General features: G+C 63.9%; 15 protein-coding genes. 9 read left to right on the top strand and 6 right to left on the bottom strand.

Translation table 11 applies throughout. The annotated features are described in order from the left end of the window. Together ACFC3J_RS09805 and ACFC3J_RS09800 are read left to right on the top strand one after the other, a co-directional pair. Positions 1-705, top strand: a 705-nt coding sequence (locus ACFC3J_RS09805) for a sulfatase-like hydrolase/transferase (RefSeq protein ID WP_375195992.1), incomplete at its 5' end; no start/stop codon positions are given. 377 nt (positions 706-1,082) lie between these two features. Next, positions 1,083-2,027 carry a hypothetical protein gene (locus tag ACFC3J_RS09800; RefSeq protein ID WP_375195991.1) on the top strand — a complete coding sequence of 315 codons (945 nt, stop codon included), beginning with the start codon at positions 1,083-1,085 and terminating at the stop codon, positions 2,025-2,027. A gap of 942 nt (positions 2,028-2,969) precedes the next feature. Here ACFC3J_RS09800 and ACFC3J_RS09795 read toward each other — a convergent pair. The 3 genes from ACFC3J_RS09795 to ACFC3J_RS09785 form a co-directional block, all read right to left on the bottom strand. Beyond that, on the bottom strand, positions 2,970-4,142 hold the full coding sequence (locus tag ACFC3J_RS09795) for a replication initiator protein A (protein WP_375195990.1): 1,173 nt from the start codon (positions 4,140-4,142) through the stop codon (positions 2,970-2,972). A 166-nt stretch (positions 4,143-4,308) separates the two neighbouring features. Continuing rightward, complete coding sequence (locus tag ACFC3J_RS09790; protein ID WP_375195989.1) at positions 4,309-5,394, bottom strand: ParB/RepB/Spo0J family partition protein; 1,086 nt, start codon at positions 5,392-5,394, stop codon at positions 4,309-4,311. A gap of 78 nt (positions 5,395-5,472) precedes the next feature. Next, positions 5,473-6,666, bottom strand: coding sequence for an AAA family ATPase (locus tag ACFC3J_RS09785; RefSeq protein WP_375195988.1), 1,194 nt, complete (start codon positions 6,664-6,666; stop codon positions 5,473-5,475). Positions 6,667-7,078: 412 nt separating this feature from the next. Here ACFC3J_RS09785 and ACFC3J_RS09780 point away from each other — a divergent pair, with 412 nt between their 5' ends. From ACFC3J_RS09780 to ACFC3J_RS09750, 7 genes are all read left to right on the top strand, one after another. Then, positions 7,079-7,381 (top strand): hypothetical protein, encoded by a 303-nt coding sequence (locus tag ACFC3J_RS09780; protein ID WP_375195987.1) that lies wholly within the window; start codon positions 7,079-7,081, stop codon positions 7,379-7,381. A gap of 105 nt (positions 7,382-7,486) precedes the next feature. Then, complete coding sequence (locus ACFC3J_RS09775) at positions 7,487-8,176, top strand: hypothetical protein (protein ID WP_375195986.1); 690 nt, start codon at positions 7,487-7,489, stop codon at positions 8,174-8,176. Between the two features lie 79 nt (positions 8,177-8,255). Continuing rightward, entirely contained in the window at positions 8,256-9,776 is a 1,521-nt protein-coding gene (gene adh / locus ACFC3J_RS09770) for an aldehyde dehydrogenase (RefSeq protein WP_375195985.1), read from the top strand. 115 nt (positions 9,777-9,891) lie between these two features. Beyond that, complete coding sequence (locus ACFC3J_RS09765; RefSeq protein WP_375195984.1) at positions 9,892-10,284, top strand: DUF779 domain-containing protein; 393 nt, start codon at positions 9,892-9,894, stop codon at positions 10,282-10,284. 49 nt (positions 10,285-10,333) lie between these two features. Beyond that, positions 10,334-11,476: an FIST N-terminal domain-containing protein gene (locus ACFC3J_RS09760; protein WP_375195983.1), complete on the top strand. Its 1,143-nt coding sequence runs from the start codon at positions 10,334-10,336 to the stop codon at positions 11,474-11,476. Further along, positions 11,473-13,689 carry a NahK/ErcS family hybrid sensor histidine kinase/response regulator gene (locus ACFC3J_RS09755; protein WP_375195982.1) on the top strand — a complete coding sequence of 739 codons (2,217 nt, stop codon included), beginning with the start codon at positions 11,473-11,475 and terminating at the stop codon, positions 13,687-13,689. Before ACFC3J_RS09760 ends, ACFC3J_RS09755 begins: the two co-directional genes overlap by 4 nt. 305 nt (positions 13,690-13,994) lie before the next feature. Beyond that, positions 13,995-16,664 carry a GAF domain-containing protein gene (locus ACFC3J_RS09750; RefSeq protein ID WP_375195981.1) on the top strand — a complete coding sequence of 890 codons (2,670 nt, stop codon included), beginning with the start codon at positions 13,995-13,997 and terminating at the stop codon, positions 16,662-16,664. A 175-nt stretch (positions 16,665-16,839) separates the two neighbouring features. Here the strand turns inward: ACFC3J_RS09750 and ACFC3J_RS09745 are convergent, their stop codons facing one another. The 3 genes from ACFC3J_RS09745 to ACFC3J_RS09735 form a co-directional block, all read right to left on the bottom strand. Continuing rightward, the gene (locus ACFC3J_RS09745) at positions 16,840-16,998 is read right to left on the bottom strand and encodes a hypothetical protein (RefSeq protein ID WP_375195980.1); all 159 of its coding nucleotides are present in this window, start codon (positions 16,996-16,998) and stop codon (positions 16,840-16,842) included. 117 nt (positions 16,999-17,115) lie between these two features. After that, complete coding sequence (gene katG / locus ACFC3J_RS09740) at positions 17,116-19,329, bottom strand: catalase/peroxidase HPI (RefSeq protein WP_375195979.1); 2,214 nt, start codon at positions 19,327-19,329, stop codon at positions 17,116-17,118. A gap of 160 nt (positions 19,330-19,489) precedes the next feature. Then, the gene (locus tag ACFC3J_RS09735) at positions 19,490-19,954 is read right to left on the bottom strand and encodes an aminoacyl-tRNA deacylase (protein ID WP_375195978.1); all 465 of its coding nucleotides are present in this window, start codon (positions 19,952-19,954) and stop codon (positions 19,490-19,492) included. Between the last annotated feature and the right edge of the window lie 473 nt (positions 19,955-20,427).

Genomic DNA, 20,427 nt, shown 5'->3' with positions numbered 1-20,427 from the left:
CGGGTGATCGATGCGCTGAAGGCCAGCGGCGACTATGAAAATACGGTGATCCTGTTCCTCGCGGACAATGGCGCGGAGGGGATGGATCTGGTCCATGCCAAAAATCCCCGTTTCCGCGCGCGGGCGGAACAGGCCGACAACAGCCTCGACAATCTGGGCCGGTCGAGCAGCTATGTCAGCTACGGTCCCGGCTGGGCGCAGGCGGCGACCACGCCCTCCTGGCTCTACAAGGCCTTCGCGACCGAGGGCGGCACGCGGACCGCCGCCTTTCTCTCCGGCCCGGTGGTGCGGCAACCGGGCGCGGTGGCGCATGAGTATCTGAATGTCATGGACGTCGCCCCTACCCTGCTCGACCTGGCCGGCCTCGCGCAACCGCGGGGACGATTTGATGGACGCACGGTTCAACCGATGTTGGGCACCAGCTGGGCGCCATGGCTGGCGGGAAGGAGCGCGACCGTTCATCCGGCGGACGAGAGCATCGGCACCGAACTGTTCGGATCGCGCGCCTTGCGTCAGGGCGACTGGAAGATCACCGATCCCGGCGATGGCCAATGGCGGCTGTTCAACATCGTGCAGGACCCCGGCGAGACGACCGACCTGTCGGCGGCGCAACCCGCACGCCGCGCCGCGCTGGAAAAGGCATGGGGTGATTATGCACGATCGGTAGGCGTCGTCCTCCCGGATCCACAGATCAGGGTCGAATGAGGCTTTATGCCTAAAAATTAGGCACTGCTGGAAGCCCGCCAGAGCGCAAAACATGGCGCAGGCGTGTGACGATATGCTGAAACGCTTTTCGTCTCTGACGGGCTTCTGAGCGCCATTTTCAGGTCTTTCGCCTTTTGTTCTGATCTGAGCAGCTGAATCGGGGATTATCCCCCCTCCTCTCCCATATAAGGGGTCGGTTGCAGTAAGGTGGCCATGCGCAAATTCAGCGCTGGCGATGCCTCTCCCACCATGGCATAAGCTCAACAGCCGTCTCGCTTTCAGCAGCATCGCCGGATCGGCTCTCACCCAATACCCTCTCAGCAGATACAACCAACGAGGGAGTTTGGTTGTGTGCGATAATGCGCTATGCCTTGCAAATGCGCGATTTTTCTTCCTCTGCGGATCACGCTCTACTGCTGCTTGGCAGACTCGACGGACGGCTGGTTAACAGTCCGGCGGCTGATATCTGGCTGGCGCGGGCAAGGCTCAGGGGTGCAGCGACATTGGCCGGCTTTGCCGGGGTGCCGGTGTCGGTCAGGGACCTTCAGGACTGGATCTGCGGCCGGACGCCTCCGCCACGGCATAGCGAGGGGCTGAACGATCCGCTCTCCATCGCCGCGCTGTTTCATTTCGCGCTATCGGCCACGGGCGGTCATTGCGACCCGCTCGCGCGAGCAACCCTCAACATATCAAGGACGCTGCTGGATGACCGGAAGGAGGCCGATCTCTGGGCGGCCGAAGATCTGGTGCGCTTCGGTCCGTCCTGGCGCATGGCCCAGATGCTTCTGGAAGCCCCCTATCCCACTGCGACGCTGCACAGCATCGCCCAGCGTCTGATCGACGCCCAGGCCAGCCTGGATGCCCCAGCGACGGAAGGACAGCTGGTGACGACAGCCGACGGGCGGCAATGGCGCATCGAGCCGCGACGGTTCGACACGGCATGGCTGCTGGGCTGTCACTTGCCCGCCGCGCTGGCTGCTTCTGGGCTGATATTGAGGCCCCTTCCCTCTCTGGTCGAACTGCCCCGCTTCGTGCCGGGTGATGCCGCGGTTCTGGCTGAGCATATGGCGGGCATGATCGCGCGGCAGGCGGGACAGGGACTGATTGAGCTGGATCGGCTGGAGGCGAAGCTCGCGCGACTGCCTGGGGAATTGCCGGTCACGCGCAGGAGCAAGGCCCCGCTCCTGATACGGCTGGAACTGGCTTATCCCGGACTCAGCAAGATGGCGGTTTCGCGCCTGCTCGGCATTTCTCACCAGGGCGCGACGAAGCTTGTGGAACAGGTCCAGAAGCTGACCGGCGGGAGGTTGCGACAGGGGTGAGGATTCCTGCGCCAGTCGCTCGTCTCCCTTCATCCTTCTTTTCCAAAACCGAAATATCTCCTGCCAGTTACAGGGTTTCTAATAAGGTTAGAGAGTTAGCGGCGCACGCAGGCGGACCCGAATCGCCGAATTCGCACGAGTCGGCGGAAAGACGCTGTTCCCGTAAGTCCGATGGTTCGTTCCCCTTATGTCGAACCTTCCGTTCCCGATATGTCGGGAAAGCGTTCCTGAAAGCCCGAATGGCGTTCCCGTTATGTCGAAGGGTGCGGTTGGCATCCGATTGGCAGCGTTGGATTGAATCAATTTTGCGGGCACCCCTTCAAAGGACGTTCAAATCCATCGGCAAGTTGAGCAAAGCAAAATCTGACCGTGGGGCTTTGGATAATCCGTGGCGAGCGACCCGACACTTCGGGAACGGGCCGACCATCATGTCACGGCTGACGTGGGACAGAGCCGGGCCGGGCCGGCGCCCTTTGCATTTGGCGGAGGGCATCGGAATTGCGCGCGATGGCGAGGCAGGGATGGGCGGAAGCCGGGCGCAGGGAATTCTCATCCGCCGGGGCTGGACCGGCATGTGAGATGGCGGGCGGCGGTGGATCGCTCCGCCGGCTATCCGGTTCTTTCCGGAAAGGAGCGCGCCATCGACGAAGAGAGGAACGATCTGGCGGAGCGATGGACGCTGGACCGGGATTTCGGGGTCGAGCCGTAGCCGGAAGGCTTGCGATTTGATTGCATCAGATCAACCGCTCTCATGCCCTGTCTTGACGCGACTTCCTGACCAGCGAGCGATGCCTATTGGCTGTAAAGCGCTCTTGAGCGCGCTGCGCTCGACCACATGCGGGTCGTGCGCTCCAGATTTTGTTGTCGGATCGTTATGGGCGGAAAGCCGCTTCCCGTCTTCCCGATGCCCGGCCGGGAATATTCAGGTCGTCGAGTCACGCATCAGAGGCGATGGCGGTTCTTTTCGTGGAAGCGGCGAACGAAGCCGATAAACGCTTTCTGATAATTGACCGGCGTGCGCTCCGCATCACCGTTCAGCCAATCTCTGAACTCCTGGTGAAGGGACTGATAGTCCCATCCCGGACATTCGGCGCGAAGGGTGGCCATGGTGGCGTCGGTGATTTCGCCCGCATTGGCCTTCGCGGAAAGCCCGACGACCGTCCTGCGTATGATCGCGCTGGCATCGAACATGCCCTTTTCACCGGCGGACGGTGAAACGGAGACGGGCTTGGCGACGGCCGGCGCCGTTTTCTGCGCGTTGCCGGGCCGGGGATCGGCGGAGATCCTGCGACGCATGCGAAGCGAAGGTTCGCGCTTCCCGTCCGCCTGTTCCAGCTCAAGCGTATAGCCGGGCAGGGGATCGCGTTCGGCTATCTTGGCGATCTCGAATTTGAAGCGGCGATAGGCGCCTTCGGCACCCGACTTTTCGAACAGGGTCGGCATGGAAATGGCAAAGCCGCCCTCCCCTGCCCCGCCGGCATGCTTGCGGGCGACCTTGTAGAGCCAGCGTTCGCGCCCGCCGGTCAGGTCGAAATAGGCGCGGTCGATCGACAGCACCCCGCCCTGCATCAGCACGCCTTCATAGAACCAGTTGCTCAGCTCAATGGTCATGCCGCGCGACCGTTCCGTGCGTTCATCGACCAGCTGGGTCCAGCCGTCCAGCCAGCTGAAGGTTGCCTCCCGCCGGTTTTCGGCGCGGATATTGGTCTTGATCGTGGTCGCGACGAGCCGGTCGAGCGACTGGCCCAGCAGCTCATAGGCGCGGCCCGTCGTCGGACGATGGATGGCGCGCAGCAGGTCATAGGGCATCAGGTGCAGCTTGCGCGGAATATCGTTCAGGCCCCGGCGTGCCATGTCGGCCAGCACCGACGCGCAATAGATCAGGATGTCGGCATCCCAGATCGTGGCCATGCCATAATCGGGATTGGCCGAAACATGGACCCACGCCTTGCCGTCAGGAGAGGTGTAGTCGATCGGCTTGACGCGCTTCGACTTGGCGAGGCTGAAGAAGGGGCGCTCCATCATCTCGCGCTGGTCGCGCAACGGCATGTCCGCAATATAGGGCAGGAAGAGTTCGAACTGATCGTTGATCCCGTTCTGGGCCGCGCGCGTCATGGACGGATCCTTATGATGATCGGCATGCCGTTTCCCCGGGGAAACGTGGGAAAGCGTTTCCCCGGGGAAACGCAATGGCCAAGGACCGTCGAACAGGGCGGCCGCGCAGCCTGCCGAACCCGGCGTCCCGCGCCCGCCCTGTCTCCCTCTCGCCCCCCGGCCTGCATCAGCGCTGCAACCCCATGCCCTGCTGCTCCAGATGTTCGAGCGTGTCCCGCAGGGCCTGCGTCAGCATCTCCACATCCGCGCCCGATCCGGCGTGCAGGCGAATGGTGACGCCCTGACGGTTGACCGACTGCACGGTCAGGGCAGGGCGGCCATGGCGGGTCGTCCAGCTATAGGGTTCCTGCCGGGGCGCGGACTGCGCCACCCGAGGCGCGTCGAGCAGGCGCTTGAGCACATCGCTCGCCGCGATGGGCGAAGCGCCCGCTGCGCGCAGGGCGCGCTGTTCGGATGCCAGCCGGCTCGCCTCCGAGCTGATCGCGGGGGCGGCCCTGGCATCGTCCAGCGCCTGCGCCAGCGCGTAGGCGGGCTTGAGCAGCACGTCCGCGGGCGAGGCGAAGGCATCGATGATCGCGTCGGATATGCCCGCGACCTTGATCATCTTGCTGAGCCAACCCTTGGAGAGCTTCAATCGCTCGGCCATCCGGGTCAGGTGGCTGCCATAATGGGTTCTGAGCGCCTCGGCATAGTTGCGGGCGCGCTCCAGATCCGACACATCCTTGCGCGCACGGTTTTCAAGGTCGGCGAGGCGGAAGGCCGCTTCATCGTCCAACTGCGCGACCTGCGCCACGAACATCATGTCGGGGTAGCTGTTGGCGCGCAGCCAGCTGATCGACCAGTGGCGGCGCGTGCCTGCGATCACCTCATAGTCATGCTCCGGATCGCCTTCGATCCGACGGACCACCGCGGGCACCTTCTGACCGCCCTCGGCAATGATCGAATCGATGAGCTCGCGGCAATTCTCTTCATTGAGCAGGGCCTGATGACGGGCATTGCCGGTCCAGATCCGAACCTTGGCCGGATCGAGCAGCAATTGCGTGACCTGCCGCACTTCGCCAGAGGCGAGGCGGGCGAGCGCGGATTCGCGACCCAGCAAAGTGGTGCCGCGCGCCCGGTCGGAACGGCCGGGGGCAGGGGAGGGGGCCGGCTCCGCTACCTTCGTCTCTTCAGGAACGGCCGGAACAGGCGCCGCCGTCTCGGCCTCATCCGAAAGCAGCGCAGCCAGATAATCGGATTGTTTGCGAGCCATCACATTCCCTCCTTGACGAATCGGGAACATATGGTGAACATACGCAAGTAGGAAAGGCTTTTATGCCGTACTGATCCGTTATGCATTGACGACATCCTCTTCCCGCGCCGGGGCGACCCGGCCCCAGCCCTGACGGACCAATGCCTCGATCTGGCCCATGGCCTCGTCCAGATTGGCGCGGCAGCGCTTGTGGGTGCGGGGCGTGCCGATCGGCTTTTCCAGCTCATAGACCGTCATCATGCGCAGCGCGGCATGGCTGATCTCCGCACTGTCGAGGATCGGAATGGGCAGAAGGGCAGGGCCAAAGCTCTGCTCCATGATGGCGCGGACCATCGAATGACTGGGATCATTGCTGTCGAATTTCGAGCAGAGCAGCCGCACAAACTGATAGTCGACCTCGATCCCCGCCTGCTGGAGCTGGCCGATCACCTGATCCATCATTGAGAGGAACTGAACGGTGGAGCAGAAGTCCGGCGTCGTGGCGGCCAGCGGCACCAACAGGGCATTGGCGGCCTGCATCACCGCAAGGCTGATCGTGCCGAGTGCGGGCGGGGGATCGAGCAGCACCACATCATAATGGCGGGCCAGATCCATCAACCCCCGCTTCAGCTTGCGGAAACGCGCTGCCAGCACCGAACCGCCGTCGCTGCCCGCCGCTGCCAGCTCATATTCGACATCGAACAGTTCAAGGTTGGACGGGATCAGGTCGACATTGGGCCAGGCGGTATGCTTGACCGCATAGAGCAGGTCCACCTGCGTCGGATCGATCGAGAGATAGGGATAGAGCGTCTCTTCCCGCTGGATGTTGAAATGCGGGTTGAAGCCGAACAGCGTGGTGGTGGTCGCCTGACTGTCGCAGTCGACGACCAGCACGCGATAGCCCTGAATGCCGAAATAATGGGCGAGATGGGTGGTGACGGTCGACTTGCCGACGCCGCCCTTGAAATTCTGCACCGCGATGATGGCGGGCACGTCCAGCGGCGCGCGTTCGGGCGAAGCGCCCAGCACCTGCCGCATATTCAACAGCTCTTCCAGATTATAGCCGGGGCGGCGCCCATTTTCGGTGGGCGGGGCGGGGGGGAGGCGGCCATCCTCCTCCGCCATGCGAATCCGATTCGTCGAGCAGCCAAGCAGTTGCGCGGCCTCGGCGATGCCGAAACGGACGTTGAGCTCCTTGCGGCTTTCCGGCAGAAAAGCCTTGCGCCGCAGGCGTTCGACCATCTTTTCGCCGGCCTCCGCCAGATCGCCAATCTGGGTAACCACTGCGTTCATTCCCGCCCTCGCCCGCAAAGTTGAAGCTTAAGTCGAGTAGATGTGGCATAAATCCTTCAAATTGGCAAATGAGCGCAATTTGAGATGCGACAGGATGGGAAGGGGCGACTTTGAATTCGCCCCGGCCATGCTGATCCAATCAACCTCTCGCCGGAAAGGCGCCTTCCCGAACACCGTTCAGGTCGCGCAGGACATTCCGCTCGACGCGACAACATCTCGCCTTCGCGCTGAACCGCCCTCAGGAAAAGCGGAAGACAAGCGCGCTTAATGCCGCGTTCATACCGGCAAAAAGCCGAACAAATCCGGGGTTCAATTCACCGGAAGACAGGCACGACCGGACAGAATCATATTGTTTGCGGAACGATGGTCGGCTTGTGGCGTTACGGCTTTATTAAACATCATGGAGAATTCGATGCCCCCGTCTATCAAGAAGCTTGCACCCCTGGGCCTTATCCTCGTCGGCTCGCTGGGCCTGCAGGGCTGCGCCACCAAGGGTTTCGTGCGCGAGCAGGTCGCGGCGGTAAACCAGCGCGTCGACGCGCTCGACTCCCGGCTTCAGGCCACCGACGGCACCGCCAAGCAGGCTCTGGCGGAAGCGCAGTCGGCGTCGGGTCAGGCGCAGCAGAACAGCCAGCGTCTGGACCAGCTGGGCGCGCGCGTTGACGGCGTAGAGCAGAAGATGGCCGAGAGCCAGCGCAAGCGCCCGCGCAACTAAGCGTGGAAATGCCTGCGGACGGCAGCGAAAGCTGACCGGATCGTTAAATCCCCGGTCGGCGCTTCTCCCTTGGCGCCGGCCATTTGCTGTGAGTAAAGCCGGACGATGATTTCCCTCCTGTTGGCGCTTGCCGGACCCGCGCCGACCGCTTCCTTGCCTGAACCGGCGCCTGAACCGGCGGTGGCAAGCGCCCGACCGTCGGCGGTCGCAGCCGCGGCGGCAGGGCTGTCGGAGGATGCCAGACGCGTCTCCGACTGGGTTGCGTCCTCGGGCGATAACGGGTCGCGTCCCTATATCATCATCGACAAGAAGACCGCCTCGCTCTTTCTGTTCGACGGAAAGGGAAAGCCGCTCGGCCAGTCTCCGGTGCTGATCGGTATCGCCCCCGGCGATGACGCCACGCCGGGCGTCGGCAGCAAGAATCTGGCCGAGATCGGCCCGGCGGAGAAAACCACGCCGGCCGGGCGCTTCCTGGCGAAATTCGGCGTCGCGGCGGGCAGGCAGAAGGTGTTGTGGGTTGATTATGCGACGTCCGTGGCGTTGCATCCTATTCCCAAGGGCAATCCGAAGGAAAAGCGGAGGCAAAGGATGCTGTCCCCGACTGCGGACGACAACCGCATCACCTTCGGCTGCATCAACGTGCCGATGGCCATATATAGTCGGAACCTGCGCCCGCTGTTCCAGAAGAAGGGCGGCTATGTCTACGTGCTCCCAGACACCAAGCCGCTGGAGGAGGTGTTTCCGCGTCTGAGAGTGCAGCCCTTTCTGAGCGCCAGCGCGTCCCGTTCACCCTGATCTGACCCAAGGTCTAATTGTGCCTTCCCGCGAAACGTTCATCCTGAATCCAACTTCAGACGAGTCCGGGAGAGGATGGATGTTACAGCAGGCAATGGCGCGGTTCGCGGGCAAGACCCTGATCCGCGATCAATATGAGAATTTCATCGGCGGCCAGTGGGTCGCGCCGACCCGCGGAGAATATTTCGACAATATCTCCCCCGTGACCGGGCAGGCGGTGTGCAAGGTCGCCCGCTCCACCGCCGAGGACATCGAACTGGCGCTCGACGCCGCGCACAGGGCGAAGGAAGGCTGGGGTCACCGTTCCGCCACCGAACGCGCCAATATCCTCAACCGGATCGCGCAGCGGATGGAGGAAAATCTCGACCTGCTGGCCATGGCCGAGACGATCGACAACGGCAAGCCGATCCGCGAGACGACCGCCGCCGACATTCCGCTCGCCATCGATCATTTCCGCTATTTCGCCGCCTGCGTGCGCAGCCAGGAAGGTTCGATCGCAGAGATCGACCATGACACGGTCGCCTATCATTTCCACGAGCCGCTGGGCGTCGTCGGCCAGATCATTCCGTGGAACTTCCCGATCCTGATGGCCGCGTGGAAGCTGGCGCCTGCGCTGGCCGCGGGCAATTGCGTGGTGCTGAAGCCCGCCGAACAGACGCCCATGTCGATCATGGTGCTGATGGATCTGGTCGGCGACCTGATCCCCGAAGGCGTGCTGAACGTCGTTAACGGCTTTGGCGTGGAAGCGGGCAAGCCGCTCGCCACCAACAGGCGGATCAGCAAGATCGCCTTCACCGGCGAGACGACCACCGGCCGCCTCATCATGCAATATGCGTCGGAAAATCTGATCCCGGTGACGCTGGAACTGGGCGGCAAGTCGCCCAACATCTTCTTTGCCGACGTGATGGACGCGGACGACGATTATTTCGACAAATGCCTTGAAGGCTTTGCGATGTTCGCGCTCAATCAGGGCGAAGTCTGCACCTGCCCCAGCCGCGCGCTGGTGCAGGAATCGATCTACGAAAAGTTCATCGAGCGCGCCGTCGCCCGCGTGCAAAGGATCGTGCAGGGCAGTCCGCTCGATCCTGCGACGATGATCGGCGCGCAGGCGTCGAACGACCAGCTGGAAAAGATCCTGAGCTACATCGACATCGGCAAGGGGGAGGGTGCGAAGGTGCTGACCGGCGGCGGTCGCGCTCATCTGGGCGGCGAGCTGGAACAGGGCTATTATGTGACGCCGACCGTGCTGGAAGGGCATAACGGGATGCGCATCTTCCAGGAGGAGATTTTCGGCCCGGTCCTGTCGGTCACGACCTTCAAGGACGAGGCGGACGCGCTCCACATCGCCAACGACACGCTCTACGGCCTTGGCGCGGGCGTCTGGAGCCGCAACGGCAACACCGCCTATCGCATGGGCCGCGCCATTCAGGCAGGGCGCGTCTGGACCAACTGCTACCATGCCTATCCGGCCCACGCGGCCTTTGGCGGCTACAAGCAGTCGGGCATCGGCCGCGAAACCCACAAGATGATGCTGGACCATTATCAGCAGACCAAGAATCTGCTGGTGAGCTATTCGACGAAGGCTTTGGGCTTCTTCTGAGGCGGGTCGCGCCATGCCGGAGGCGAACCTCTCCTCTTTCACGCCTTCGGCTATTGGCGGGCGCTTCCTGTGGGGAGCGTCCGCCTTTTTCTGTTTCCCCGGGGAAAGCTGAAACATGGCTGACATTCCGCCAAGAGTGCTTGCCACGCCGGAAGCCGAGGCGCTGATCGCGCGCCTTACGGCGCGGCACGGCCCGCTGATGTTCCACCAGTCGGGCGGCTGTTGCGACGGCTCCGCGCCCATGTGTTTCCCCCGCGGCGAGTTCCGGACCGGCGGCCAGGATGTGCTGCTTGGTCACATAGCTGGCGGGGTCCCGGTGTGGATCGGCGCCGCGCAATTCGACTATTGGCGGCACACGCAGGTCACCATCGACGCCGTGCCGGGCCGCGGCGCCGGCATGTCGCTGGAAAGCCCGGAGGGGATGCGCTTCATCGTGCGCTCCCGCGTCTTTACCGACGAGGAGAATGGCGCGCTGGAGGCGGCGGGCAAGCCTTTGCGCGGCGGCTGAAAACCGCATAGACAGGCGGAACGGGGAGAAAAAAAGCGGGGAGAGGACCATGACGATGCTGGCATCGGAGATTGCCTTTGCGTCAAGCCATGCGGGTGATCCGGCCAGGGCCATGTCGGACGTGGCTGCCCAACTGGGCGATGAGCCGCTGGCGGGCATGCTGCTTTTTTGCTCCCACCGCTTCGACCGGGACGCGCTGGCGCGCGCGGTCAACCGTTGCAGTGAAGGCGTGGCGGCGATCGGCTGCACCAGCTCGGGTGAGCTGACCGACAATGGCTATGATGAGGACAGTCTGAGCGTCATCGGTTTCCCGGCGTCGGCGTTCCATCTGGCCTCGCTCTGCTTCGACGACGTCGAACGCTTTGACCCCGCCGCCGCGCGGGAGGCGGTGCGCGCGCTGGTGGCGCAGGCCGACCGGGACAGCCGCCATCTGGGCGATCGGGTCAATCATGTCGCGCTGTTTCTGGTCGACGGCCTGTCGCATCGGGAAGAATTGCTGACCATGACGATTCAGGACGCGCTGGGCGACATTCCGCTGATCGGCGGGTCGTCGGGTGATGGCCTTGCCTTTCGCGAGACCGCGATTTTCGAGGGCGGGCGCTTTCACGGGCGGGCGGCGGTGGTGGCCATCCTCTCTTCGCCCCGGCCGATGCATGTGTTCAAGGCGCAGCATTATCGCCCCGGCGCGGCGAAGATGGTCGTCACCGGCGCCATCCCGCAGGACCGGATCGTGACGGAGATCAATGCGGAACCGGCCGCGCAGGAATATCTGCGGCTGGCAGGTCATGCGGGCGAGGCGCTGGGCGTTGCCTTCTATGCCGCGCATCCTTTGATGGTCCGGGCGGGAGGCGATTATCATGTGCGGTCGATCCAGAGCGCGAACCCTGACGGCAGCCTCACCTTCTACTGCGCGATCGACGAGGGGATCGTGATGACCGTGGGCGAGCCGGTGGAGCGGATATCCGGCATGGAGGCGGTCTTTGCCGACATAGAAGGCCATGTCGGGCAGGTGGACCGGATCATCGCCTTTGACTGCGTGCTGAACCGCATCGATGCGCAGCAGCGGCAGATCAGCCGGGCGGTTTCGGAACTTTATGGACGGCATCGGGTGATCGGCTTCAACACCTATGGCGAGCAATATCATGCGCTGCACGTCAACCAGACCTTCAGCGGCCTGGCCATCGGCCGATGAGCGACGCGGACCTCTCTTCCGCCGAACTGGAGGCGCTCAGGCAAGAGAACCGCAAGTTGCGCAAGATCAATGCGGCGCTGATCGATCGGGTCGAACGGTCGAGCGACATGGCCGGCAACGCCTTTTCGATGTTCGAGACCGCGATCTCGCTGGAAGCGATGGTGCGCGAGCGGACCATGCAGCTGGAGGATGCGCTGGCGAAGCTGGCGGAGGCCAATGCCGATCTTGCCGCCGCGCACGCCACCGCCGACGCTGCCCGGATGCGGCTGCGCGACGCGATCGATTCCATCAACGAAGGCTTTGTCCTGTTCGACGCGGAGGATCGGCTGGTCCTCTATAATGAAGCCTATCTCGGTTTCTGGCCCGAAATTGCCGGGGAAATTCACGAGGGCATGGCCTTTGAGGAGATCGCCAAGCTCGCCGCCGCCCATCATCGCCCGGTGGGGCAGGACCGATGGGTATCCGACCGCCTGGCGCGGCACAGCGTGGCGGAGGGCGGGCAGGTGCAGGCGCTTTCCGACGGGCGCTGGGTGCAGATCAACGAGCTGCGCACCAGCGAAGGCGGGATCGTCGGCATCTACACCGACATTACCGAGGTGAAGGCGGAGGACGCCCGCGACCGGGCGCGGGAACTGGCGGAACGCAATATCGTGTTGCAGACGACGCTCGACAATCTGTCCGAAGGCGTGTGCCTGTTCGATGCGGAAGGACGGGTGGCGGCGTGGAATGAGGCGCTGCAACGGCTGCTGGAACTGCCGGAGGACTGGGCGCAGGAGTGGGGCAGTCATGATGCGCTGATCGACTGGTGCCGGGACCGGCTGGGCATGGCGGACAATCGATGTCTCGATTGGGGCGCGGATCGCAGCGAACTGGTCGAGGCCGGGGATCGCCGGTTCGAATTACGCAGCAACGCCATGGCGCGGGGCGGGCAGGTGATCGGCTTTACCGACGTCACCGACATGCTGCGCGCGCAGGCGGCGCTGCGCGAGACGGCGGAGACGCTGGAGCGGCGCGTTACCGAACGCACTGCCGAGCTGGAAGCGGAAGTCACCGAACGGCGCGAGATCGAGGCGCAGCTGCGCGAAGCCAAGATCGTGGCGGAAAAGGCGAACCTGTCCAAGACCAGTTTCCTTGCCGCCGCCAGCCATGACCTGTTGCAGCCGCTGAACGCCGCGCGCCTGTTCGTCGCGGCGCTGGGCGACCGGCGGCTGGCCCTGCCGACGCGGGCGCTTGTCAACCAGACCAGCACCGCGCTGGATTCGGTGGAGGATCTGCTGGAGGCGCTGCTGGAGATCAGCCGCCTCGACGCGGGCGCGATCCAGCCGGAGATTGGCGATTTCCGGCTCGATCGGGTGCTGGACACGCTGCGCACCGAATTTGCGCCCATGGCGCGGTCGTCGGGACTGACGCTGGCGATGGAGAGTTTGACGGCGGTGGATGGGCCGGTCTGGGTCCGGTCCGACATCAGGTTGCTGCGGCGAATCCTCCAGAATTTCCTGTCGAATGCGCTGCGCTACACCCAGCGCGGCTCGGTGCGGGTCAGCTGCGTCGAAACGGCGCAGGCGATCCGCATCAGCGTGACCGACAGTGGGCCGGGCATCGCCCCCGACAAGCAGCAGCTGATCTTCGAGGAATTCCGCCGGCTGGACACGCCGGGCAGCCGGGGCGCAGGCGGCAAGGGGCTGGGACTCGCCATCGTGCGGCGGGCGAGCGACATGCTGCGCCATGAGGTGACGCTGGAATCGGCGCCGGGGCAGGGGGCAACCTTTTCCATCACCGTGCCGCGCGGGGAGGCGGTGATGGAGGAGGGCGAGGGCGGCGGGCCGCAACGCAGCGACCGGTCGATGCGCGGCCTCAGCGTGCTGGTGGTCGACAATGAGCGTGCGATCCAGACGGGGATGAGCACGCTGCTGGGCGGCTGGGGCTGTGCGGTGACGACGGCGGCAGGCTTTGACGAGGCGGTCGGGCAGTTTGCCGACGGGCAGGCTCCGGACGTCATATTGGTCGATTATCATCTGGATGAGGGCGAGACGGGCGACAGCGTGATCGAGCGGCTGCATCGCCATTTCGGCCGGCCGGTGCCGTCCGTGATGATTTCCGCCGATCGTGGCGAGGAACTGAAGGCAAAACTGGACGGCTGGGGGATTCCGCTGCTCAACAAGCCCGTCAAGCCTGCCCAACTGCGGGCGCTGCTGCGCACGATGCTGAAATAGCGGCCCGCATGGCGTAAAAAAGCCCCCGGCGCGATGCCGGGGGCCAAGGTTCAGGGGTCAACGGCCGAGGAGGGGGGGCGCCGTTGACCGCTCAGCCCTAGCCGCGTCGTGCTGCAACCGGATTGCAGAATATTTCAGAATGCAGCCTGTCGGCGGGGCGTGCTTGCGGAATTTCATGTCCGTCCCTCCCCACGCTCCGGAAAAAACGCGGTGAATCGATCCCAAACTGTATTTGTTACGGTTGGTCGCTCAAAAACAATGGCTTATGCTGGGCCGGGGATCAGACCGGAAGGTCGCTATTATAGATGCGCAATTTGGGGGATCATATCGCCACGCCGTGGCCTCGCCTCTTCGCCGCTGCGGAGCGGCTGGCGAAGGCGCGTTCGCTGGAGGATGTGGTCGATGTCGTCCGTACCGCCGCGCGCACCATCATCGGGGCGCAGGGGATCACCTTCGTCACGGCTGAGGGCGATCATTGCCATTATGTGGCGGAGGATGCGATCGCGCCGCTGTGGGCCGGGCAGCGATTCCTGCTCACCCAATGCATTTCAGGCTGGGTGATGCTGCACGGCGAACCGGCCGTCATTCCCGACATCTATGCCGATCCGCGCATCCCGCATGAGGCCTATCGCTCCACCTTTGTCAAAAGCCTTGTGATGATGCCCGTCGACACCGGCGTTACCGAAGCCGCCATCGGCGCCTATTGGGACGCGGTGGACGCGCCCACGGACTTCGCCGTGGCGCTGCTGGGGCAACTGGCGCGGCTGGTGGCGGCGGCGATCCGCAACGTGTCGCTCCAGACATCCTTCGAGATCGTCAACCAGACCGGCGCGGGCGTGGCCGCCGATCAGCATCTGGAGCGGATCGTTCAGACCGTGACCGATGCCGGAGTGGAGCTGACCGGCGCGGAATTTGGCGCCTTTTTCTACAATCGCCTCGCGCAGGATGGGGAGAGCTACATGCTCTACAGTCTCTCGGGCGTACCGAGGGAGGCCTTCGCCGCTTTCCCCATGCCGCGCAATACGGCGGTATTCGCGACAACCTTCGCGGGGCAGGGGATCGTGCGGTCCGACGACATCCGGCTGGACCCCCGTTATGGCCGCAGCGCGCCCCATCATGGCATGCCGCAGGGCCATTTGCCGGTGGCCAGCTATCTGGCCGTGCCGGTCGTCTCGCATAGCGGCGAAGTGCATGGCGGGCTGTTCTTCGGCCATCACAGGCCCGGCCGCTTCAGCGTCGAGCATGAGAAGATCATGGCGGGCATAGCCGGCCATGCCGCCACCGCCATCGACAATGCGCGACTGCACGAACAGGCGCGGCGCGAGATCGCCGCCCGCTCCGCTGCCGAGGCCGAATTGCGCCAGTTGAACGGCACGCTGGAACAGCGGATCGAGGCGCGCACCGCCGACATCCGGCGGGCTTTCGAGGCATTGAAGGAAAGCGAGCAACGCTTCGGCATATTGGTGCAGGGGGTGACGGACTACGCCATCTGCATGCTCGACGCCAAGGGCATCGTCACCAACTGGAACGCGGGAGCGGAACGGATCAAGGGCTATGCCGCCGACGAGATTGTCGGGCGGCATTTCTCCATCTTCTACCGGGAGGAAGATCAGGCGGCCGGAATGCCCGCCCGGACATTGCAGGTGGCGGCGGTCGGAGGGCGGTTCGAAGCGGAGGGCTGGCGCGTGCGGCGCGACGGGTCCGAATTCTGGGCGAACGTCGTCGTCGATGCGATCCATGACGATCAGGACCGACTGATCGGCTTTGCCAAGGTGACTCGCGATCTCACCGAAAAGCGCGCCATCGAGGAACAGTTGCGGCAGGCGCAGAAGATGGAGGCGGTGGGCCAGCTGACCGGCGGAATCGCGCATGATTTCAACAATCTGCTGACGGTGATCGGCGGCAATATCGAACTGGCCGAGCGCGCCTTGCAGCAGGCGGGCGCGCCGGGCGGAGGCGTGGAAAAGGCCCGGCGCGCGATCGCCAACGCGATGCAGGGGGCGGACAGGGCGGCAGCTCTGACGCAGCGGTTGCTGGCCTTTTCCCGCCGCCAGCCGCTCTCGCCAAAGCCGCTCGACCTAGGGCGGATGGTGACAGATATGAGCGAACTGCTCCAGCGCTCGCTGGGCGAGCTGGTCCGGCTGGAGACGGATGCCCAGCCGGACCTGTGGGCGGTGGAGGCGGACCCCAATCAGATCGAGAATGCGCTGCTCAACCTTGCCGTCAACGCGCGGGACGCCATGCCCGGCGGCGGCACCTTGACCATCAGGACGGCCAATGTGCATCTCGATCAGAATTATGTGGCGCGGCATCCCTATGTGGCGGCGGGCGACTATGTGATGGTGGCGGTGACCGATACCGGCGTTGGCATGTCGGCGGCGACGCTGGGCAAGGTCTTTGAACCCTTTTTCACGACCAAGGAAATCGGGCGCGGCACTGGGCTGGGGCTGAGTCAGGTCTACGGCTTCGTCAAGCAATCGGGCGGCTCTGTCGAAGTGCAGTCGCAGGAAGGGCAGGGGACGACGGTTCAGCTCTATCTGCCGCGGTTCAGGGGACAGGCGGCGGCTCAGCCCCATGCGCGCAGACTGGATGTAAGCGCGCAGACCCGTGGCGAAACCATATTGGTGGTCGAGGATGACGACGGCGTGCGCGCCTATTCGGCCGAAATCCTGCGCGAGCTGGGCTATGCGGTGCTGGAGGCGGCCGATGGGGCTGCCGCTCTGGCCTTGATCGAGCAGCAGGAACGGGTGATCGACCTGCTGTTCACCGATGTCGTGATGCCGGGCATGTCGGGCAACGACCTCAGCGACCGGGCGCGGATGCTGCGGCCGGGGCTGCGGATATTGTTCACCAGCGGCTATACTCGCGACGGTTTCATGCGCGGTGGCCGACTGGAAAGCGGGATTTCGCTGCTTCCCAAACCCTTCGCGCTGGCGGATCTGGCCGGGCAGATCCGGAAATTGCTCGATGAGTGAGGGGCAGGTTTAGAAGCGCTGCGGCAAATCAGACGCAGGCCGCGCGTTCCAAGCTTTTGTGGTCGCATCATTTCAGGCCGAAAACCGGTTCCCGCTTATCCGGACGATGCTCCAGAAGCATTTGTGGACGTTCGAGAACCGTTCGGGCTGAGCTTGTCGAAGCCCTTTCCTTCAGTCATCGTGGAGGCATCAAATGCCGACGTTCCATTTCATCCAGCACGGCCTGTTCAAAGCCGGTGGGATGATCCCGGTTACGGATCTGATCATAGAGGGCGATGAGTTTCGCATCCGAAAGATCGGCGGCTTCGGCAGCGTCTTTCAGATAGTCGTGCATGATGCGTCTCCCGCAGGACGTCATTTTCGCACGTAATGGCCGCAGCCGCAATTGGCCGGAAAGCTTACTTGCATCAGAAAAGGCCGCCCCGCCGAATGTGGGGCGGCCTTTCCCGTCTCAGGCCGAAAGGTCGAAACGGTCAGCGTTCATCACCTTCACCCAGGCGGCGGCAAAGTCCTTCACGAACTTCTCGCCCGCGTCGGCGGAAGCATAGACTTCCGAAAGCGCCCGCAACTGCGAGTTTGAACCGAAGACCAGGTCGACCCGCGTGCCCGTCCATCTGGGCTGGTCGGTCTTGCGATCCGTGCCGGTGAACTCGTCCTTGCCGGTCTCCTTCCACGCCGTTCCCATGTCGAGCAGATTGACGAAAAAGTCGTTGCTGAGCACGCCCGGACGGTCGGTGAAGACGCCGTGACGCGAGCCGCCATGATTGGCGCCCAATACGCGCAGGCCGCCCACCAGCACCGTCATTTCCGGCGCGCTCAACCCCAGCAGCTGGGCACGGTCGATCAGCAGTTCCTCGGTTGGCACATTATAGGGCACCGGCGCATAGTTGCGGAAGCCGTCCACCTTCGGTTCCAGCACCGCGAAATTGTCCGGATCGGTCTGGTCCTGCGAGGCGTCGGTGCGGCCGGGGGTGAAGGGTACGTCCACCGCATGGCCGCCATCCTTCGCCGCCTTTTCCACTGCCGCCGATCCGCCCAGCACGATGAGGTCCGCGAGCGAGACCTTCTTCGTCCCCGCGCCGTCGAATTCGGCCTTGATCTTCTCCAGTGCGCTGAGCACCCGGCCGAGCTGTTCGGGCTGGTTGACGTCCCAATCCTTTTGCGGAGCCAGGCGGATGCGCGCGCCATTGGCGCCGCCGCGATGGTCGGATCCGCGATAGGTTGAGGCCGACGCCCAGGCCGTCTGCACCAGTTCGCTGATGCTCAGGCCGGAGGCCAGTATCTTCTGTTTGAGATCGGCGATGTCGCCCGCATCCGCCAGCGGATGGTCGACGGCCGGGATCGGGTCCTGCCAGATCAGGTCTTCCGCCGGAACTTCTGGTCCTAGATAACGGGCCTTGGGTCCCATGTCGCGATGGCACAGCTTGAACCAGGCGCGGGAGAAGGCGTCGGCGAAAGCGGCGGGATCGGCCCGGAAGCGTTCGGAAATCTTGCGATATTCCGGGTCCATCTTGAACGCCATGTCGGCCGTCGTCATCATCGTCGGCACGCGCCTGTCCGGGCTGTGCGCTCCGGGCGCCATATCCTCCGGCTTCTGGTTCACGGGCTGCCACTGCTTGGCCCCCGCCGGGCTCTTTACCAGCTCATATTCATAGTCCAGCAGCATGTGGAAGAAGCTGTGGTCCCAGGTGATGGGCGTGGGCGTCCACGCGCCCTCGATGCCGCTGGTGATGGTGTGATCGCCCATGCCGCTTTCAAAGCCGCTCTGCCAGCCCAGACCCTGCTGGGCGATGTCGGCCCCTTCCGGTTCGCGCCCGACCTTGGACGCGTCACCCGCGCCGTGCGCCTTGCCGAAAGTATGGCCGCCCGCGGTCAGGGCCACCGTTTCCTCGTCGTTCATGCCCATCCGTGCGAATGTTTCGCGAATGTCGCGCGCCGACTGCAGCGGGTCGGGATTGCCGCCCGGTCCTTCCGGGTTGACGTAGATAAGGCCCATCTGGATCGCGGCGAGCGGGCTTTCCAACACCATGTTCTTGTCGGGCTGGATGCGGGTCTGGTTGCCTTCCTGGCCGACCCATTGCTCCTCCGTCCCCCAATAAACGTCCTTTTCCGGCTCGAACACGTCCGCGCGGCCGCCGCCAAAGCCAAAGACCGGGCCGCCCATCGACTCGATCGCGACGTTGCCGGCCAGGATCATCAGGTCCGCCCAGCTGAGCTTCTGTCCATATTTCTGCTTGATCGGCCAAAGCAGGCGGCGTGCCTTGTCGAGGTTGGCATTGTCCGGCCAGCTGTTGAGCGGCGCGAAGCGCTGCGTGCCGAAGGAAGCCCCGCCGCGCCCGTCGCCGGTGCGATAGGTGCCCGCCGAATGCCACGCCATGCGGATGAAGAAGGGGCCATAATGCCCATAGTCGGCCGGCCACCAGGGCTGGCTGTCGGTCATCAGCGCCGTCAGGTCCTGCTTCAGCGCCTGATAGTCGATCGACCTGAACGCCGCGGCATAATCGAAATCATCGCCCAGCGGATTGCCCGACAGTCCGTTCTGCTGAAGAATATCGAGCGAGAGCTGGTTGGGCCACCAGTCCCGATTGGTCCGTCCCAGCAGCGATCGCAGCGCTGCGGGTTCCTTCATCGGACAGCCCAGCGGGTCACCAGTCTTTGCGTCCATTGCACGTTTCCTTTCGGCTTCTCCAACGACGATCTTGCCGCGTGACTTTAGGCCATGCCGGGTCGGCGGTGAACAGTCCGGACCAGTTTATTTTTCCGATAACAGTATGGAATTAATTGCATGAAGCGGGTGCCCCAGGGCACCCGCTCCGTTGCCGTCTTCAGATGCTGAAGGCAAAATGGCCCGCGCCTTTTTGCAGGCGTTTCCAGTTGGATGCGTCCATGTGGACGAAGGTGTTGTGATCGCCGCCCTCGAACCAGACTTCCTGATCCACCAACATGTCATCGTCAATGATGGTCTTCAGGCCATAGGCCGCGCCCACCGGCGGGATTGCCCCCAGTTCGCAATCGGGGAACAGGGCGGCGGTGGTGTGTTCTTCCGCCAGACTGACGTCGCGGGCCAGCCATTGCTGCAGGAAATTGAAGCTGACATGCTTGGACGAGGGCAGGACGGCCAGCATATATTCGTCGCCCGCCTGAACCAGCACGGCCTTGGCCACCTGCCGTCCGGGGAGATGGGCAGCCTGAGCGGCGCGCGCCATTTCGGCGGCGGGTTCGTGCATCAGCTCGTCAAATCGGGTTCCGCAGCGGTCCATATAGCTGCGCAGTTTCTGGGAAATCGCCATGACATCCTCCATCGGCCCGTCTTGCCGGTCCACGGGGGCACGGTCAGCCGGGCGTCATGGGCGGGCGCCGGAATGCGATGCGGCGCCAGTCGGGCGGCGGGTCTGGCCGATGCCATCCAATGGATCAGGAATAGCAGATTCTCGCCCGATAACCAACAAGGGAACCAACTTTGCCGGGTTCGTCAATCGCTCCGAAGGGGCATTGCTGCGGCAAAGAAGGGACGCCGGATCAGCATGTTGCGCAAGTGCCTTCGCGTGGCCCGCGCGCTATGATCGGGTCGCTGTCGGCTGCTCGGGGAGGTCGCAGCGTCGCTCGATGTCATCATCACGCGATTTTCAGGCCCGGCTGCCCCGACCAGAGATGGCAACCGGATACAGCCGGGCCTGTCCTGCCTTATCATTACATCCAAAATGGCAATATTTTGTTCCCGGCGGACAGCCCGGAAACTGGGCAATTTCCAGCAAGGCCTTAA

Origin of the sequence: Sphingobium sp., from assembly GCF_041987595.1 — a bacterium.
GTDB lineage: Bacteria > Pseudomonadota > Alphaproteobacteria > Sphingomonadales > Sphingomonadaceae > Sphingobium.
Note: the sequence above shows the minus strand (reverse complement) of the source record. Positions and strands in the feature narration are given on the sequence as shown.

What these genes read in the sequence shown, in the direction of transcription:
- ACFC3J_RS09800 (WP_375195991.1), top strand. Translation starts at nt 1,083, where the DNA reads ATGCGCGATTTTTCTTCCTCTGCGGATCACGCTCTACTGCTGCTTGGC.
- ACFC3J_RS09795 (WP_375195990.1), bottom strand. Translation starts at nt 4,142, where the DNA reads ATGACGCGCGCGGCCCAGAACGGGATCAACGATCAGTTCGAACTCTTC.
- ACFC3J_RS09790 (WP_375195989.1), bottom strand. Translation starts at nt 5,394, where the DNA reads ATGGCTCGCAAACAATCCGATTATCTGGCTGCGCTGCTTTCGGATGAG.
- ACFC3J_RS09785 (WP_375195988.1), bottom strand. Translation starts at nt 6,666, where the DNA reads ATGAACGCAGTGGTTACCCAGATTGGCGATCTGGCGGAGGCCGGCGAA.
- ACFC3J_RS09780 (WP_375195987.1), top strand. Translation starts at nt 7,079, where the DNA reads ATGCCCCCGTCTATCAAGAAGCTTGCACCCCTGGGCCTTATCCTCGTC.
- ACFC3J_RS09775 (WP_375195986.1), top strand. Translation starts at nt 7,487, where the DNA reads ATGATTTCCCTCCTGTTGGCGCTTGCCGGACCCGCGCCGACCGCTTCC.
- adh (WP_375195985.1), top strand. Translation starts at nt 8,256, where the DNA reads ATGTTACAGCAGGCAATGGCGCGGTTCGCGGGCAAGACCCTGATCCGC.
- ACFC3J_RS09765 (WP_375195984.1), top strand. Translation starts at nt 9,892, where the DNA reads ATGGCTGACATTCCGCCAAGAGTGCTTGCCACGCCGGAAGCCGAGGCG.
- ACFC3J_RS09760 (WP_375195983.1), top strand. Translation starts at nt 10,334, where the DNA reads ATGACGATGCTGGCATCGGAGATTGCCTTTGCGTCAAGCCATGCGGGT.
- ACFC3J_RS09755 (WP_375195982.1), top strand. Translation starts at nt 11,473, where the DNA reads ATGAGCGACGCGGACCTCTCTTCCGCCGAACTGGAGGCGCTCAGGCAA.
- ACFC3J_RS09750 (WP_375195981.1), top strand. Translation starts at nt 13,995, where the DNA reads ATGCGCAATTTGGGGGATCATATCGCCACGCCGTGGCCTCGCCTCTTC.
- ACFC3J_RS09745 (WP_375195980.1), bottom strand. Translation starts at nt 16,998, where the DNA reads ATGCACGACTATCTGAAAGACGCTGCCGAAGCCGCCGATCTTTCGGAT.
- katG (WP_375195979.1), bottom strand. Translation starts at nt 19,329, where the DNA reads ATGGACGCAAAGACTGGTGACCCGCTGGGCTGTCCGATGAAGGAACCC.
- ACFC3J_RS09735 (WP_375195978.1), bottom strand. Translation starts at nt 19,954, where the DNA reads ATGGCGATTTCCCAGAAACTGCGCAGCTATATGGACCGCTGCGGAACC.